This window comes from Streptomyces sp. NPDC005784, from assembly GCF_042871525.1.
Lineage (GTDB): Bacteria > Actinomycetota > Actinomycetes > Streptomycetales > Streptomycetaceae > Streptomyces.
In genome coordinates this window covers 1-16,816 of the sequence record NZ_JBIAIQ010000056.1, presented here as the reverse complement: position 1 = coordinate 16,816, position 16,816 = coordinate 1, and the positions used below count along the sequence as shown (strand labels likewise).

The 16,816-nt window shown below is 65.4% G+C and carries 7 protein-coding genes and 2 pseudogenes; all 9 read left to right on the top strand.

Going from position 1 to position 16,816, the window contains the following annotated elements; translation table 11 throughout:
• Positions 1–54: 54 nt before the first annotated feature.
• Positions 55–282 (top strand): annotated as a pseudogene (locus tag ACFYR3_RS42045) (hypothetical protein); the annotation flags it as partial.
• A gap of 6 nt (positions 283–288) precedes the next feature.
• Positions 289–845: pseudogene (gene tpg / locus ACFYR3_RS42040) on the top strand (telomere-protecting terminal protein Tpg).
• Positions 846–1,797: 952 nt separating this feature from the next.
• Complete coding sequence (locus tag ACFYR3_RS42035; RefSeq protein ID WP_389287499.1) at positions 1,798–5,454, top strand: LamG-like jellyroll fold domain-containing protein; 3,657 nt, start codon at positions 1,798–1,800, stop codon at positions 5,452–5,454.
• A 96-nt stretch (positions 5,455–5,550) separates the two neighbouring features.
• A complete protein-coding gene (locus ACFYR3_RS42030) occupies positions 5,551–12,177 on the top strand; it encodes an RHS repeat-associated core domain-containing protein (protein ID WP_389287497.1) in 6,627 nt (2,208 codons plus the stop codon).
• Positions 12,178–12,179: 2 nt separating this feature from the next.
• On the top strand, positions 12,180–12,671 hold the full coding sequence (locus ACFYR3_RS42025) for a hypothetical protein (protein ID WP_389287495.1): 492 nt from the start codon (positions 12,180–12,182) through the stop codon (positions 12,669–12,671).
• A gap of 140 nt (positions 12,672–12,811) precedes the next feature.
• Entirely contained in the window at positions 12,812–15,625 is a 2,814-nt protein-coding gene (locus tag ACFYR3_RS42020) for an RHS repeat-associated core domain-containing protein (RefSeq protein WP_389287494.1), read from the top strand.
• Between the two features lies 1 nt (position 15,626).
• Positions 15,627–15,983: a hypothetical protein gene (locus ACFYR3_RS42015; protein WP_389287492.1), complete on the top strand. Its 357-nt coding sequence runs from the start codon at positions 15,627–15,629 to the stop codon at positions 15,981–15,983.
• Positions 15,984–16,137: 154 nt separating this feature from the next.
• Positions 16,138–16,398 (top strand): hypothetical protein, encoded by a 261-nt coding sequence (locus ACFYR3_RS42010; protein WP_389287490.1) that lies wholly within the window; start codon positions 16,138–16,140, stop codon positions 16,396–16,398.
• A 109-nt stretch (positions 16,399–16,507) separates the two neighbouring features.
• Entirely contained in the window at positions 16,508–16,651 is a 144-nt protein-coding gene (locus ACFYR3_RS42005) for a hypothetical protein (RefSeq protein ID WP_389287488.1), read from the top strand.
• Positions 16,652–16,816: the final 165 nt, after the last annotated feature.

The window sequence follows — 16,816 nt, the reverse complement described above, 5'->3', positions numbered from 1 at the left end:
GCGTGCAGGTACGCCTGCCGGGCGCTGACCAGGCCACGCCAGCGGCAACGGGTGTGCTGTTCACCTCCCTCGTCCGGGCCCAGCCCGCTCGATGTCCTGCCATACACGGACGAGGGCAAGCCTGCGCCGGGCACGTTCCGGCTCGGCATCTCGCCGGGGATGGTCATGCACCAGGGCACCCAGACCGTGCTGTGGGCGGAAGCGCAGCTCGAGGAAGCCGGCGCGGTGTTCAACCTCACCAACCTGATCAAGAACGACCCGACCGCCGGAGAAGGGGAGTAGCAGGCCATGGCCGACTCGCTCGGAGACAGCCTGGACCATGCCCTGGAGGGGCGTTCACCCGCCCCGCCCCCAAGTCCGCGCAGGCGCAGACGAAATACCTGGTCAAGCAGCTCAAGGGCACCAAGGCCGCCGCGCAGGCGCTCGGGGTGTCCCAGCACACCGTGGAGCGGTATGTCGTGGGCAAGTTCAAACGGCTCCGCCGGGACCTGCGGGACCGCATAGAGCGTGAGGTCAAGAAGCGGTGGCAGCCGCAGATCCGGGCGAAGGCCAAGAAGAAGGCCGCGAGCACCGGCGGCCTGTTCGTCTCCACCCGCGCGAGGTTCGGGTTCACCGCCGCGCCGGGCACGACCGACGACGCCCGGATCCGCGACATCACCCAGGCCCTGCCGCCGCACTGGGCGGACCGACTCTTCGAGGCCCGCGACGCCGGCGCCAACGAGCAACAGCTCCAGCGCATCGCAGCCGAGGGCCTGGCAGAGATGTACTTCCGCAACAACAACATCCGCGCCCACGGCCTCGGCGTGGAGTTCACCGACGTGGAGCACATCCAGATCGAGCTGTAGGCCGCCTCAAGCGCAAGCGTCTCGTCCCTGGAATGGAAGCTGCCGGGGGCGAGGTGATTCGCATTCCTGCGACGCCCGGGCTCAGGGCGATTTCAAGCCGGTAAGCTTTCGGCCAGATCTACTCACCCGGGCTCGACCTCATTGATCGACGAGCCATTTAAACCTTATGCATGAAACTTTCACAGAAGAAACTAAGTCCGGTACGCGAGTCCACGACTTTAGATGATCTTTGCTCTGTATTCTTCGGCTCTCCATCCGGGTTGTTATGTCCGTTTAGGGCTACAGAGGCTCCAGTGAGGTATTGGCTGCATTCGCGGGCATGAAGAGCTTCCGGATCGAAGAGTCGATTTGTTCGCCTATCCAATGATTGCCGGGTAGGTTGATTCACTTACGCATACATCTACGGTGCAGCATGGCCGACGGTGGTCACCACCACGGATGCGACCCGTTGGCTGGGGGAACGCCGGGTCGTTTCGCGCCGACTCCCTTGGTGATCTCGACACGGCTCCCCCGTCCGGATGCCCGGAGAAGTCGATTGGATGGAGTCGCAACAGTCCTGACTTCCAGGGCCGCGCCACAGCGGCCGGAATCGGGGTGTCGGCGTCGCTGATTTGCTAAGGATCACTTCTTGGCACGTGTCTGATTCGCGCATTGCGTGGCACCTTCGGTGACGTGCGGCTCGCCGCGCTGGGTGAGTGCTATTTCCCCTTTTGCTGACTGTGATGTGTTTGCTCTATTTGATCGCCAAGGGGTATTGGTCTGCTTTTCCCTTCACTGCGGTGTCTTGACCTGCGGTGATCGCTGTGGTTCTCATGAGGCGGCAGTGAAGGTGCCATGCGTGCACGGTGAACTTTTGGGGTGGGGAATGGGATTTCATTGGCGTGCGCGCTTTCGGGCTGGCGCGCTCAGCCGCAGCGTTTCTCTGTTGGTGACGGCAAGCTTCCTAGCCGTCATGCCGACCGTCGTCGTGCCGGCCAGTGCCTGGGCCGACGATGCCAAGGACACTGCTCAGGCGACGACCGAAGCACGGGCAGCCGCAGAGAAGGCGGAGCAGACCGGTGAGCAGGTCGAGATCGTGGGTGAACGGACGCCCTACACCACGACGTTCGCCAATCCGGATGGTGTGACGTTCACGCTGAAGGACTCCGCGGTGCCGGTGCGGGTGAAGCGGGCTGACGGGTCGTGGACCGAGCCGGATGCCACCCTGCAGGTGCGTTCCGACGGCACAGTCGGTCCCAAGGCATCCGTGGCGGGCATTTCCTTCTCCGGCGGCGGGGACGGCTCGGATCTGGTGAAGCTGTCGCTGGCCGGCCGATCACTGAAGGTGGGCTGGCCGGCGAAACTGCCTAAGCCGTCGCTGGACGGTGACGCGGCCGTGTACGCGGACGTACTGCCGGGCGTCGATCTGCGGATGACCGCAACCGCGGAGGGCTACCGTGAAGTTCTGGTGGTCAACTCGGCATCGGCGGCTGCCAATCCGGAGCTGAAGAAACTGTCGTTCCCGGTGAAGGCCAGCGGTCTGACCCTGCGGGACGGCGGAGGAGGAGTGTCCGCCGTCGACAGCGACGGCAACGTCGTATTCCGCGCGCCCACCGCAGAGCAGTGGGACTCCGCGGGGGATGCCGCCTCCGCTCCCGCCGCCTCCAAGGCCTTGGCTGCCACGCCATCGAAGGCGTCGGCTACCACCACGGTCTCCAGCGAGACGGTTGCGGAAACGGGAGGGGACGGCGAACTGACACCGGATCCGACGGAAGGCCCCAGCGACGGAGACGCCTCCGCCCTGCTGCCTGTCACCGCGGACGAGGACACCATCTCGGTGACGCCCGACGCGTCGATGCTGACGGACGACTCGACAATATTCCCGCAGTACATCGACCCCGACGTCGGCATGACGGCGTCGGAGCGGACGCTGCTGTCCTCGGACGGCGACACCTTCTACAACTTCTCCGGCGGGGACGAGGGCAAGGGCGTCGGCTACTGCGGCACCTATGTAACCGGCGGATACGCCTATTACTGCGGCTCCGGCTACAAGAACCGCATGTACTACGAGTTCTCACCCTCGAAGCTCGCAGGCAAGCACGTCCTGGACGCCACCTTCGTCATCACCGAGAAGTGGTCGATGTCCTGCACCCCGTCCTGGGTCGACCTGATCCGCACAGGCAATATTTCCTCGTCGACGAAGTGGCCCGGGCCGACGTCGAACTGGGACACGATGGTGGACCGCTACGTCTCCGCCGGCCGCGGCTCTGCCTGCAGTCCGAGCCAGCCCGCTGCCCAGATCGAGTTCAACGACAATCCCGACGAGACCAACGAGAACCTGACGTCGACGATGATGAAGTTCGCCAACGGTGACTTCTCCCGCCTGACGCTGATGCTCAAGGCACACGACGAGAGTGATCCGAACAGCTGGAAGCGGTTCGACGACGACGCCGAAATCGACGTGAAGTATGTCGGCATTCCCGCCAAACCCACCAAGATCGGACTCGTCACCGGGTCCAGCGTGGTGTGCGAGACCGACAAGACGGATCCGCTGGTCGTCTCCGACCCGACGCCGGCGCTCCAGTCGACGCCGCAGACCGCCGCAGGCGGTGAATCGGGCGCGACGCTGCGAGTCGTCTACAGCGTGGACAAGTACACGGCGAGCACCGACACCTGGGCGAACGTATTCGAAACCGCGCGCCCGACGAGCGGCTACGTGGGGGACAACGTCTCCCCGGGCAGCGTGCCGACATCGAAACTGGACGAGGGAACGCTGTACCGGTACCGGTCCTGGACACGGTCGTACTACAACAGTGGCGACAGCTACCTGGCCGGTCCCTCGAACGGGTCGACGACGGGTTACTGCTACTTCAAGGTCGACTCGACCCGGCCGAAGGCGCCGGGCATCACGCTCTCCAGCCCCTACTCGGTGTGCTCCACCACCGCCTGCGACGCTGCAGGTGGCCCCGGAACCAAGGTGACCTTCACCTTCACCGCGGCAGCCGGGGACACGACGAATACCGCCTACGAATTCAAGACGTCCTCCGCAGCCCCCTGGTCGGCACCGATCCCGGCCTCGACGCCGACAGCTCCCTTCACCCCGCCCACCTCCGGCACCTTCAGCGTCTTCGTCCGAGCCGAGGACTCCCTCGGATGGGGCGCGCAGAACGCCGTCGACTTCCTCGTCGCGGAAGGCACCGGCCCCGTAGGCCAGTGGCACTTCGACGAAACCAGCGGTGCCGCGCTCGACACGTCGACCACCGTCATCGCACAGCAGGACAATGCCACCCTCTCCACCACCGGCGCGTCCCGGGACGGGCGCGGCCGGCGCGGTGTGCTGACGAAGAACGCCGCAGGCGAGGATCTGACCACTCCCCAGACGGACACGGGACTGGCCCTCAACGGCACGGCCGGCTACGCCGCAACGTCCGGCACCGTGGTGGAGGCCCGCTCCTCCTACACGGTCGCAGCGTGGGCCCGGATGGACGCCGCCCCGACGCACAACTACACGGTCCTCTCACAGACGGGCACGGGCAGCACCGGACCCGGCTTCGCGATCTACTATTCCACCGCCTACAGCAAGTGGATCTTCAACTGGCACTACGCGGATTCGGCCGGCACCTGGCACTACGTCCGCTCGCTCGCAGACGCCACCTCGCCCCCGGTGAAGGTGTGGACGCACCTGGCCGGCGTTTACAACGCGGACGCGGGAACGATCCAGCTCTACATCAACGGCAAGCCCCAGGGCAGCCCGCAGGCACTGCCCACCGGAGAGCCTGAAACGGATAATGGCGCACTGCAGTTCGGCCGCAACAACGGCGCCACGGCGGGCACCTTCGACGGCTACTTCGGCGGGCAGATCGACGAGGTCCGCGTCTGGCAGCGCGTCCTGTCCCCGACCGAATTGTCGGACGAGGCACGGCTGCTGACCAACCACGACTACGCGGCCGCCGAACTGGTGGCTGCGTGGGACCCGTCCACGGCGACGGGAACGACCGTCGCCGACACCACCTCCGGGTACGGAACAGCGCTCACCCTCTCCGGCGGCGCCTCGCTGGACGGAACCGGCATCGTGCTGGACGGCACGGACGACGCGGCGACCGCGCCCGGCCCGCCCCTGGACGACACCGGCTCCTTCACCGCCACCACCGTCGTCCAGCTGGACAGCGCGGCACTGGCGGCGAAACCCGCCGGGTACATGGGACAGGTGATCGGCCAGCGCAGCAGCGACGGCTCCGCCTGGGGCCTGTGGTACGAGCTCACCGGCACCGACACCGACCCCGAGACCGACAGCACCGTCCCCGTCGGGTTCTGGCACTTCGGCCGCCTCAACGCCGACGGCTCCTTCACCGGCGTCGTCTCCGACTCCGTCGCGGACCTGGGCAGCGCCGTACGGCTGACCGGCATCTTCGACGCACAGGACGGCACGATCAGCCTCTTCGTCGGCGACTCACGGAACGGCGATGCCAAGGCGTTCACCGCTGTTGCCGGTACCGGTGATTTCGCCGCTGGCAAGGCGTTCGTGAACTCCTCCTGGGTCCGCTATCTGCCCGCGACGATCAGCGACATCCGCCTGTGGGCCGGCGCCATGGCCAGCCAGGAACAGATCACCAACACGATCGGGGACTGACACCCCACAGCACCCGGGCGGGGCGGCACATCAACCGCCGCCCCGCCCTGGATTTCACCTACCCGATGACCTTTGACGCGTGAGGGGTTTGTTGTCGTGAACGACAGCATGCGGTCCCGATGGCCAGGCAAAACCTTCGGCCCCACTCTGCTGCTTCCAGGCAGAGCAGCCCGTAACAGACAGGCGAGACGCCGCAGACACAGGATCACCACCACCTGTGTCGCGCTGGCTCTGGCAATCGCCGGCCTGACACCGACGGCCGCACAGGCCGCCTCCCATCATCAACTGATACCGGACGTACCCGCGAACCGCTCCGACACGGTCAAGAAGGTCACAACCCTGGGCGCGGCCAAGGCCCGCGCCCAAGTCGCAGCACAGAAGCGGGTCAACGCCCGGCAGGCCAAGCAGGCCCTCGAGCAGCAGAAGGCGACCTGGCCCAAAGCCGCCGACACCACTGCCGCCCTGGCTGCAACCGGTGCCTCCCGCCTCACAGCGGGAGGACTTCCCGTCGCCGTGAAGCGGGTGAAGGGAACCAGGTCCGCCAGTGGCACTGTCCGCGTGCGCGTCCTGAGCCGCAAAGCTGCCACCGCCGCCGGGATCAAGGGCGTCCTGCTGACCGCGAGCGCCACCGCCAGCGGCGACGCCGGCCTCAGCATCGACTACAGCGCCTTCGCCTCCGCCTACGGCGGCGACTGGGCAGGCCGTCTGCGTCTGGTCACCCTGCCCGCGTGCGCGCTGACCACCCCGCAGAAGGCCGCCTGCCGCGTCCAGACACCTCTGAAGTCCCACAACAACGTTTCCGACCAGCAGGTGTCCGCCACCGTCCCGCTGGGAGAGGCGGCAGTCAAAGACAGCGAGGACCGGGCCTCCCGCTCGAGCGCGCGATCCGCGCTACTGACAGCGGACACCGCCGCGCAGGCAACCGTGCTGGCCCTCGCCGCCACCTCGGGTGAGTCGGCGTCCGGCTCCGGCAACTACGCCGCATCGCCGCTGACCGCCTCCTCCAGCTGGCAGGCCGGCGGCTCCTCCGGCGCGTTCGACTGGTCCTACCCGTTGAGCGCCCCGCCCGCGGCGGCAGGGCCGTCGCCGTCGTTGTCCCTGGACTACGACTCCGGCAGCACCGACGGCAAGACCGCCTCCACCAACAACCAGTCCACCCAGGTCGGTGAAGGATTCGACCTGACCGCCACGTCGTACGTCGAACGCTCCTACGGCTCCTGCGACGACGACGGTCAGAACGGCACGTTCGACCAGTGCTGGAAGTACGACAACGCCTCCCTCGTCCTCAACGGCAAGTCCACCGAACTCGTCAAGGACGACACCACCGGCGCCTGGCACCTCAAGGACGACGACGCCTCCACCGTCACCCACTCCACCGGCGCCGACAACGACGACACCGACGGCGAATACTGGACCGTCACCACCACCGACGGCACCAAGTACGTCTTCGGCCTGAACAAACTCCCCGGCGCCGACACCGAACGCACCAACTCGGTGTGGACCGCACCCGTCTTCGGCGACGACTCCGGCGAACCCGGCTACGACAAGGGAACCGCCTTCGCCGACCGGTCGCTCACCCAGGCCTGGCGCTGGAACCTCGACTACGTCGTCGACCTCCACGGCAACGCCATGTCCTACTGGTACACGGCCGAGACCAACTACTACCCCAAGAACGGCGCATCCACCGCCAACACCCAGTACACCCGCGGCGGCTACCTCACCAAGATCCTCTACGGGCAGCGCGCCAGCACCCTGTTCACCGGCAAGGCCTCCGACGAGGTCACCTTCTCCTACGACGAACGCTGCACCGCCACCGACTGCTCCTCGCTGACCGACTCGACCTCCGACAACTGGCCGGACGTACCGCACGACCTCATCTGCTCGAGCGGCGACGACGACTGCAACAGCGCAAGTCCCTCCTTCTTCACGCGCAAGCGCCTGACCGGCATCGACACCCTCGCCTGGAACGCGACCACCAGCGCTTACACACCTGTGGACTCCTGGGCCCTGACGCAGAAGTTCGAAGACGGCCAGGAGATCGGCAGCACCGCCGACCAGACCCTGGTGCTCTCCTCCATCCAGCACACCGGTAAGAACGGCACCGACATCAAGCTCGACCCGGTGACCTTCACCTACCAGATGCGGGACAACCGGGTGGACTCCACCTCGGACGACATCCTGCCGCTGCGCATGCCCCGACTCGGCACCATCACGTCCGAGACCGGCGCCATCACCACCGTGACGCTCTCCGACCCCGAGTGCGTACGGGGCTCGAAGATGCCGTCGTCCGAGGACGACGACACCATGAGCTGCTACCCGCAGTACTGGCACATCAACGGCGCCGACGAAGCATCCCTGGACTGGTTCAACAAATACCGCGTCACCGCCGTCCTCAGCTCCGATCCCACCGGCCTGGGCGAAGCGGTGGAGACCTCCTACACCTACGCTGACCCGGCCTGGCACTACGCCTTCGACCCGATCATCCCCGCGGACGAGCGCACCTGGTCACAGTGGCGCGGCTACGGCAAGGTCACCGCGGTCACCGGCGCTGCAGGCGACACCCAGTCCAAGACCGTGAGTCTGTACATGCAGGGCATGGACGGCGACAAGCAGTCCGACGGCACCACCACCCCTGCCACGGTGACGGGCATCGACACCGCCGGCCTCGACGTCGCCGACATCACCGACAGCGACCAGGACTCAGGCTTCCTACGCGAGCAGATCACCTACAACGGATCCGCTCCGATCGCGACAACGGTCAACGACCCCTGGTCCTCGCAGACCGCCAGCCAGCAGAAGTCCTACGCCAGCATCAAGGCCTACTACGTCCGCACCGGCGCAACCTCCACCTCCGCCTACCTCACCACCTCCGCGACCTGGCGCACCCGCCAGGTCACCACCACCTACGACTCCTACGGCATGGCCACCCAGGTAGCTGACACCGGACAGACCGGCGTCAGCGGCGACAACACCTGCACCCGCTTCTGGCACGCCCGCAACACCGCAATCGGCCTCACGGGACCCGTCTCCCGCACCCGCTCCGTCAGCAAGGACTGCTCCGACGCCGAGACCGGTCTGAACCTGCCCGCCTCTTCCGACTCCCGCGGAGACGTCCTCTCCGACACCGCGGTGGTGTTCGACAACACCTCCGCCACCGCCTGGTCCGCCATCCAGACACCGACCCTCGGCGAAGCCACCTGGACCGGCCGGGCCGCCGCCTACCCCGCCACCGCCACCAACGGCGAGCGCTACCCGACCTCCTGGCAGACCCTCTCCACCAGCACCTACGACGACAGCGCCGGCACCGCCGGCCTGGGCCGGCCCCTGACCGTCACCGACGCAGCCGGCAATACCACCACGACCACCTACACGCCCACCAACACCGGACCACTCACCAAGACCAAGACCACGAACGCCAAGACGCAGAACGCCTACACCTACACCGACTACGCCTCCGGTTTGCCCACCAAGATCTACGACGTCAACAACAAGATCACCGAGACCAGCTACGACGCCCTCGGCCGACAGACAGCCACGTGGCTGCCCAACCGGTCCCACTCCGGCACCCAGACCCCGAACTACACCTACGACTACGGCGTCAACAACGGCGCCCCCTCCTGGACGTCGACGTCCACGCTGAAGCGCGACGGCGAGACCTACAACACCAGCTACACGATCTACGACTCGCTCCTGCGGCCCCTCCAGACCCAGACGCCCACTCCTGACGGCGGTCGACTGCTCACCGACACCCGTTACGACAGCCGCGGTCTCGCCTACGAGGCATACGCAGACGTCTTCGACTCCAAGAATTTGCCCACCGGCATCTACGCCCGTGCCCAGTACGGCGGCGCACCCAAGCAGACCGAGACCACCTACGACGGTGCGGGCCGCGCCCTGAACAGCAGCATGTACGTGTACGGAGTCAAGAAATGGACGACCTCCGCCACCTACACCGGGGACTCCACCGCGACGACCGCTCTCGACGGAGGCTCCGCCACCCGCACGATCACCGATATCTCCGGCAACCCCGTCGAAACGCGCACCTACTCCGGAACCGATCCTGCCGACGCGGACTACGGGGCAGGCACGGGCGCCGTCTACACGTCCGTCAAGTCCACCTACACACTGGACGACAAGCCCTCCACCGTCACCGGCGCGGACGGCACCCAGTGGTCCTACGGCTACGACCTGTTCGGCCGGCAGACCAGCTCCAGCGACCCCGACCAGGGCACGCTGACCACGACATACACGAACCTGGACCAGACGGACACCACCACCGACGCCCGGGGCAAGAAGCTGCTGTACGCCTATGACGTCCTGGGCCGCCAGGCCGACCAGTGGCAGACCTCCAAGACGGACGCCAACAAGCTCGCCCACTGGGACTACGACACCCTCGCCAAGGGACAACTCGACGACTCCATCAGCTACGTCGGCGGCACCACCGGCAGCGCCTACACCCAGAAAGTCACCGCCTACGACAGCCTCTACCGCGTCACCGGCGGTCAGCTGGTCCTGCCTGCCAGCGACCCCCTGGTCACCTCCAAGGCCGTCACATCCACGCTCGCCTACACCGCCTACTACAACATCGACGGCACCCAGCAGTACTACACCGAACCAGCCGCCGGTGGTCTGAACAGCGAGACCGTCGACACCGAGTACGACGACCTGGGACTGGTCACCGACGTCGGCGGATCGACCGGCTACCTTCTGTCCGCCGACTACAACCAGCTCGGCCAGGCGAACCAGTACGTCCTTGGCACCTCAGAGGACTCCACCGCCAAGAAGACCTCCATCACAAACACCTACGAAGAAGGCACCGACCGGCTCACCCGCAGGCTCACCACCGACGCCACCCGCAGCGTCCAAGACCTCAACTACTCGTACGACGACTCCGGCAACGTCACCTCCGCCTTCGACACCGCCAACCTCTCTGGCACCGGCAAGACCGACTACCAGTGCTTCACCTACGACGGATACCAGCGCCTCGCCGAGGCATGGACCCCGTCCACCGCCTCCTGCGCGACAGCCGGCCGCACCGCCGGCAATCTCAGCGGTGCCTCTCCCTACTGGACGTCCTACGCGTATACCAGCAGCGGCCTGCGCAAAACGGAGACCACCCACGCCTCAACCGGTGACTCCACCCGCACCTACTGCTACGACACCGCCCACCCCCACCAGCTCACCGCCACCACCACCGCCACCACCTGCACCGGCGTCACCACGACTTACGCCTACGACTCCGGCAGCACCACCACTCGCCCCAACGGCACTGACACCCAGTCGCTGACCTGGAACGCCACCGGCAACCTCGACACCATCACCGAGAAGTCGAGCGGCGGCACCACCAAGAGCACCACCAGCCACGTCTACGATGCCAGCGGCAACCTCCTCATCCGCCGCAACACCGGCGGAGAAACCGTCCTCTTCCTCGGTACCACCGACGTCCACCTCGACACTTCCACCAGCACCGCCAAATACTGGGCGCAGCGCTACTACAACGCCGATGGCACTGCCATCGCCCTGCGCACCAACAAGAGCGGTACCCAGAACTTGTCCTACCTGTCCGGCGATCCGCACGGCACCTCCACAGTCAGCCTCGACGCCACCACCCAGGCCGTCACCAAGCGTTACCTCACCCCCTTCGGCAATTCGCGGACCGGTGGCACCGGGACCTGGTCCGACGACAAGACCTTCCTCGGCAAGACCACCGACACGACCAGCGACCTCACCTACGTCGGCGCACGCGAATACGACTCATCTATCGGCCGATTCATCAGCGTCGACCCCATCCTCGCCCCCAACGACGCTCAGTCCCTCAACGGTTACACCTACGCCGACAACAGCCCAGTCACCGAAAGTGACCCCTCCGGCCTGTGTCACCCTGACGAATGTGGTGTCGGGGTACCGAGGGGCAACGTCGTCGGGGGCTCGAGCGGCATCATCACCACTGGTCCGGTGGATCCTGGGAACAGTTCCGCGGGTTCGTGCCGCTATGGCGTCTGCTCCAAGAGCACGACCAAGACGCTGAAGAGCGGAGGCACGAAGACCACGGTCACGGTCTTCGATCTCGGCGACAAACCCATCTTTGTCCAGACGATCGTCAAGGAGCCCGTCGTTTTCCATGGCTACGCCATGGGAACCAACCCCAATTACGACCCCACCGTCAGTGACGGGTGGATAAAGCGCTCAAAGCTGTCCACCTGGCAGAAAGTTCTTCTCGGCATCGTCACGGGAGTCAGCACGGTTGTGGCGGCCGCTCCGGTTGCCGCAGCCCTGGGCCCGGAAGCCGCGGCTGCTTGTCTGGCTGACCCTCCTGCCTGCGCTGAGGTTGTTGCGGAAACGGTGACCGGAGGGGCCGCAGGAGGAAGTCTGCCTTCCTCAGGCACCGCTCAGGGTGCGGAGGCGGCAGCAAACGCCGCCCGCGGCTCGGATGCTGCCGCGCTGACATCCAAGATCAATGCAGACGATCTGAAGATGACCAGGACAGTGGCGAATCACTTCGGTGACGTTACCAAGGGCGGCAGAGTGGCGCGGCCGTACATGGGTTCCACCCAGGTCGTCCGTGAAATCATGGAAGGAAGCGCGCCGAAGCTGGACCCGCGAGGGGCTGCCGGGGCCGTTAGATGGGACACTCCAGGCGCTATGAACGGAAAGTCTGGCACCTGGGAATTGGTTGTCGACACCAACACCAACACAATCCTCCACCTCAACTTCGTCAGGTAGAAATGGCGCACAAATTTACGGCGGAAGCAGCGAACCCGCTGGCGGGCACGCTTCGCTACTCCGAGTCGGACCGAGGGTTCAACTTCCAGCTGCGGAACTTCGACGAGCTGGCTGGGCTGGTAGGGGAGAGAGGGAGTACGAGTCTTGTCGCTGACACCCTTCAGTTGGAGGTTGCAGTGGACACCGGTTGCGCCCTCTACGTATGGGGTTATCTGCCGAAGGAGTCATGGCGGCGGGCAGATTTGAAACTCCCAAGCTCCGTGAGTGGCAGAGTGACCGTGGAGCTGGACGACCCGCCACTTGAGGAAGGTATCTCCGTATCGATCGCGCGATCAAACTGGGAGGTCCTGTTCGATGAGGGTTCCGGCTTGGTTCAAGTAGTGCGGGATCGGAAAATTCTAGAAGAATTGGTGGAGATTGCTGATGGCGTTCATCTAGGCCTCAGTGGAACCAGAATGAATTCGTTCTGGCTTTCCCCGGAATTCGTTAAATAGGACGATTTTGACGGCGACGTAGCCGGAAGTCGACGGCCTCCACAAAATGCCTGGTGGGGGCCGTCGGGGTTCTGGAGGGAGTTGGGCTCTCAGGGCTTCGGCGTAATCGCCGGGCGTCCGGTTCATGACGGTCCGCCAGGTTGGTCGGCCAGGGAGAGCGGAACAGGAACGGATTCCAAGAGAGAACCCGCACGATCACCGACGTCTTCGGCCACACCGTCGAGAAGCGCACCTACGCGGGCACCGATCCGGCCGACACCGCCTACGGTGCAGGCACCGGAGCCGCCTACACGTCCGTCAAGTCCACTTACACCCTGGACAACAGGCCGTCCACCGTCACGGGCACGGACGGCACCCAGTGGACCTACGGCTACGACCTCTTCGGCCGACAGACCAGCTCCACCGACCCCGACCAGGGCACCACCACCACGACGTACACGAACCTGGACCAGACGGACACCACCACCGACGCCCGCGGCAAGGTGCTGCTGTACGCGTACGACGTCCTGGGCCGCAAGACCGACCAGTGGCAGACCTCCAAGACGGACGCCAACAAGCTCGCCCACTGGGGCTACGACACCCTCGCCAAGGGCCAGCTCGACGACTCCATCAGCTACGTCGGCGGCACCACCGGCAGCGCCTACACCCAGAAAGTCACCGCCTACGACAGCCTCTACCACGCCACCGGCAGCCAGCTGACCCTGCCGTCCACCGACCCGTTGGTCAGCAAGGGCGCTCTCACGAGTGCAACCCTCGACTTCTCCTCGTACTACAACATCGACGGCACCCAGCAGTACTACAAGGAGCCCGCCGTCGGCGGCCTGAGCAGCGAGATCGTCAACTCCAAGTACGACGACCTAGGACTGATCACCGAAGTCGGCGGATCGACCGGCTACCTGCTGTCCGCCGACTACAACCAGCTCGGCCAGGCGCACCAGTACGTTCTGGGTACCTCGGAAGACTCCACCGCCAAAAAGGCCTACGTCACCAACACCTACGAAGAAGGCACCGACCGCCTCACCCGCAGTCTCACCACCGACGCCACCCGCGCTGTCCAGGACCTGAGCACCACCTACGACGACACCGGCAACGTCACCTCCGCCTTCGACACCGCCAACCTCTCCGGCACCGGCAAAACCGACTACCAGTGCTTTACCTACGACGGTTACCAGCGCCTCACCGACGCCTGGACCCCCTCCGCCGCCTCCTGCGCCACTTCCGGCCGCACCACCACCAACCTCGCCGGCGCCTCCCCCTACTGGACCTCCTACGCCTACACCAGCAGCGGTCTACGCAAGACGGAGACCACCCACAGCGGCACCGGTGACTCCACCCGCACCTACTGCTACGACAGCACTCACCCCCACCAGCTCAGCGCCACCACCACCGCCACCTCCTGCACCGGCGTGAGCCCGACTTATGTCTACGACTTCGGCAACACCACAACCCGCCCCAACGGCACCGACACCCAGTCATTGACCTGGAGCGCCAACGGCGACCTCGACACCCTCACCGAGAAAGCGAGCAGCGGCACCACCAAGAGCACCACCAGCCACGTCTACAACGCCGACGGCAACCTCCTCATCCGACGCAACACCAGCGGCGAAACCGTCCTCTATCTCGGCACCACCGAAGTCCACCTCGACACCTCCACCGCCAAGTACTGGGCCCAGCGGTACTACAGCGCCAACGGCGCCACGATCGCCCTGCGCACCAACAAGACCGGTATCCAGGCCCTCACCTACCTCTCGGGCGACCCCCACGGCACCTCAACGGTCAGCCTCGACGCCACCACGCAGGCCGTCACCAAGCGCTACCTCACCCCCTTCGGCAGTTCACGGACCGGTGGCACCGGGACCTGGTCCGACGACAAGACCTTCCTCGGCAAGACCACCGACACGACCAGCGGCCTCACCTACGTCGGCGCACGCGAATACGACTCATCCATCGGCCGATTCATCAGCGTCGACCCCATCCTCGCCCCAGGCGACGCCCAGTCCCTCAACGGCTACACCTACGCCGACAACAGCCCAGTCACCGAAAGTGACCCCTCCGGCCTGTGTCACCCTGACGAATGTGGTGTCGGGGTACCGAGGGGCAACGTCGTCGGGGGCTCGAGCGGCATCATCACCACTGGTCCGGTGGATCCTGGGAACAGTTCCGCGGGTTCGTGCCGCTATGGCGTCTGCTCCAAGAGCACGACCAAGACGCTGAAGAGCGGAGGCACGAAGACCACGGTCACGGTCTTCGATCTCGGCGACAAACCCATCTTTGCCCAGACGATCGTCAAGGAGCCCGTCGTTTTCCATGGCTACGCCATGGGAACCACCCCCAATTACGACCCCACCGTCAGTGACGGCTGGATAAAGCGCTCAAAGCTGTCCACCTGGCAGAAAGTTCTTCTCGGCATCGTCACAGGAGTCAGCACGGTTGTGGCGGCCGCTCCGGTCGCGGCAGCCCTTGGGCCGGAAGCCGCAGCTGCTTGCCTGGCTGATCCCCCTGCCTGCGGCGAGATTATCGCCGAAGTGGCAACCGGAGGAGCATCGGGAGGGAGCCTCGTAGCGGGGCCGCCGCAGGGCGTGACTGCCGAACAGTTCGCAGAGGCTGCGCAAACGGTACGCTCGGGCGCCGGTCACCTCGGTGATGACATCGTGGTTCAGGGAAGTCGGGCAGCCGGAACGGCGAGGGCCGATTCGGACATCGACCTGGCGATCAGAGTGTCACCCGAGCGGTTCGATGAGTTGGTCAAGGAACGCTTCCAGACACCGAATCCGGGAAGTGCAAAGGAGCGAACGATGCTGCATGCAATTGAGACCGGGAAGATCCAAGCCGGTGAGGCCGGCCTCAGAGGACTCCGGAAGACGCTGGAGGCAAAGCTTGGCATGGAAGTGGATATATCGGTGATCCGGCAGGGCGGTCCCTTCGACAACCCTCCCTTCGTCAAGGTTCCCTGACATGGCTGACGAGACATATCAGTTCTGCAAGATCTTCGTCCGATCGGCGGACCTCTCGGAAATCATGCAGATTTTGACCTCGCTGCTGGGAGGAGAATTCTCCCGCAAGAGCCTGTACCTCGCCGATGTGGAAGTGGAGGTCTTGAAGAACCCGGACACGGGGTCAGAGGATGACTTTGTCCGCTGGCCGACGTTCCTAGAGGTCGAAGCCGCCGATGAAGCACCCAACGAAGCGGTCGTAAGGACCATCTCAAAGATAGTCACAGCGATGTGGGAATCTGGTATTCCAGCTGTTGCTGCATGCTTCTTCGAGGATGAGCTGCCCTGGCTCGGTGGGATCGATCGGCTTCGTGCTTGACCAGATCGCCCATCCATGAAATTGGATGACAGTAACCGGCGGCTAACGGCAGCTTCAGCCGCCGGTTACATCGAGGACGGCTCGGCGGGGCCCTAACGGTGCCCTGTGAACCGTTCTGGGTCTGATCGAGTGGTATACCTCTGGCGACGCCAACATGAGCTGCGTTCGCATCGTGCGGGACGCCGACGGCGCCGCCTCCCTGCGCTACCTCAACCGGAAGATGAAACGCGAGGCCCTGGTCCCCATCGACGAGGAGGTCGAGGGCGAGATCACCGCCCAGCAGCGCCGGGTGCTGGAACGCTGGCCCGACGGCAGCCGGTGGCTGTTCCCGGCCCCGCGGATGAACCCCGATGGCACCCGGCCGATGACCACGCACTCCTACCGGGGTCAGCTCGCCGTCTGGCTGGAGCGCTGACGACGACTATCTGGACGACTACCGCGAGGCCTTCGGTGATGCCGGCGAGGAGGCCTGGTTCCTGGAACGCGGGCGGGGCGCGATCCATATCAGCGACAACGGATGCGGGATGACCGGCTGGCTCATCGTCGTCGGCCCGCACCGCGGGGAACTCCGTGACCGGGACTGCGCGGACAACCCGCCCTTCGAGCCGTACCTCGACGCAAACGGAAACCGTCACACCTTCCGCAGCTGGTACCTCGAGTGGCTTTAGCAACGCGAGAGAGCAGCTCGATGATCAAGGACTGGCAACGCTGGCCCGCCCCACGGGCTGGACACGTCTGAGAGGGTGTTCTGCGAGTGCTCGGCTGACTCGTAGTACTTGAAGGCAGGTTGTCCGGTTCCGGGGCTTCACGGCAGGCCGGGGATGCGGTGCTCT

Coding starts and splice junctions, on each gene's coding strand:
- ACFYR3_RS42035 (WP_389287499.1), top strand. CDS start 1,798: ATGCCGACCGTCGTCGTGCCGGCCAGTGCCTGGGCCGACGATGCCAAG.
- ACFYR3_RS42025 (WP_389287495.1), top strand. CDS start 12,180: ATGGCGCACAAATTTACGGCGGAAGCAGCGAACCCGCTGGCGGGCACG.
- ACFYR3_RS42015 (WP_389287492.1), top strand. CDS start 15,627: ATGGCTGACGAGACATATCAGTTCTGCAAGATCTTCGTCCGATCGGCG.
- ACFYR3_RS42010 (WP_389287490.1), top strand. CDS start 16,138: ATGAGCTGCGTTCGCATCGTGCGGGACGCCGACGGCGCCGCCTCCCTG.
- ACFYR3_RS42005 (WP_389287488.1), top strand. CDS start 16,508: ATGACCGGCTGGCTCATCGTCGTCGGCCCGCACCGCGGGGAACTCCGT.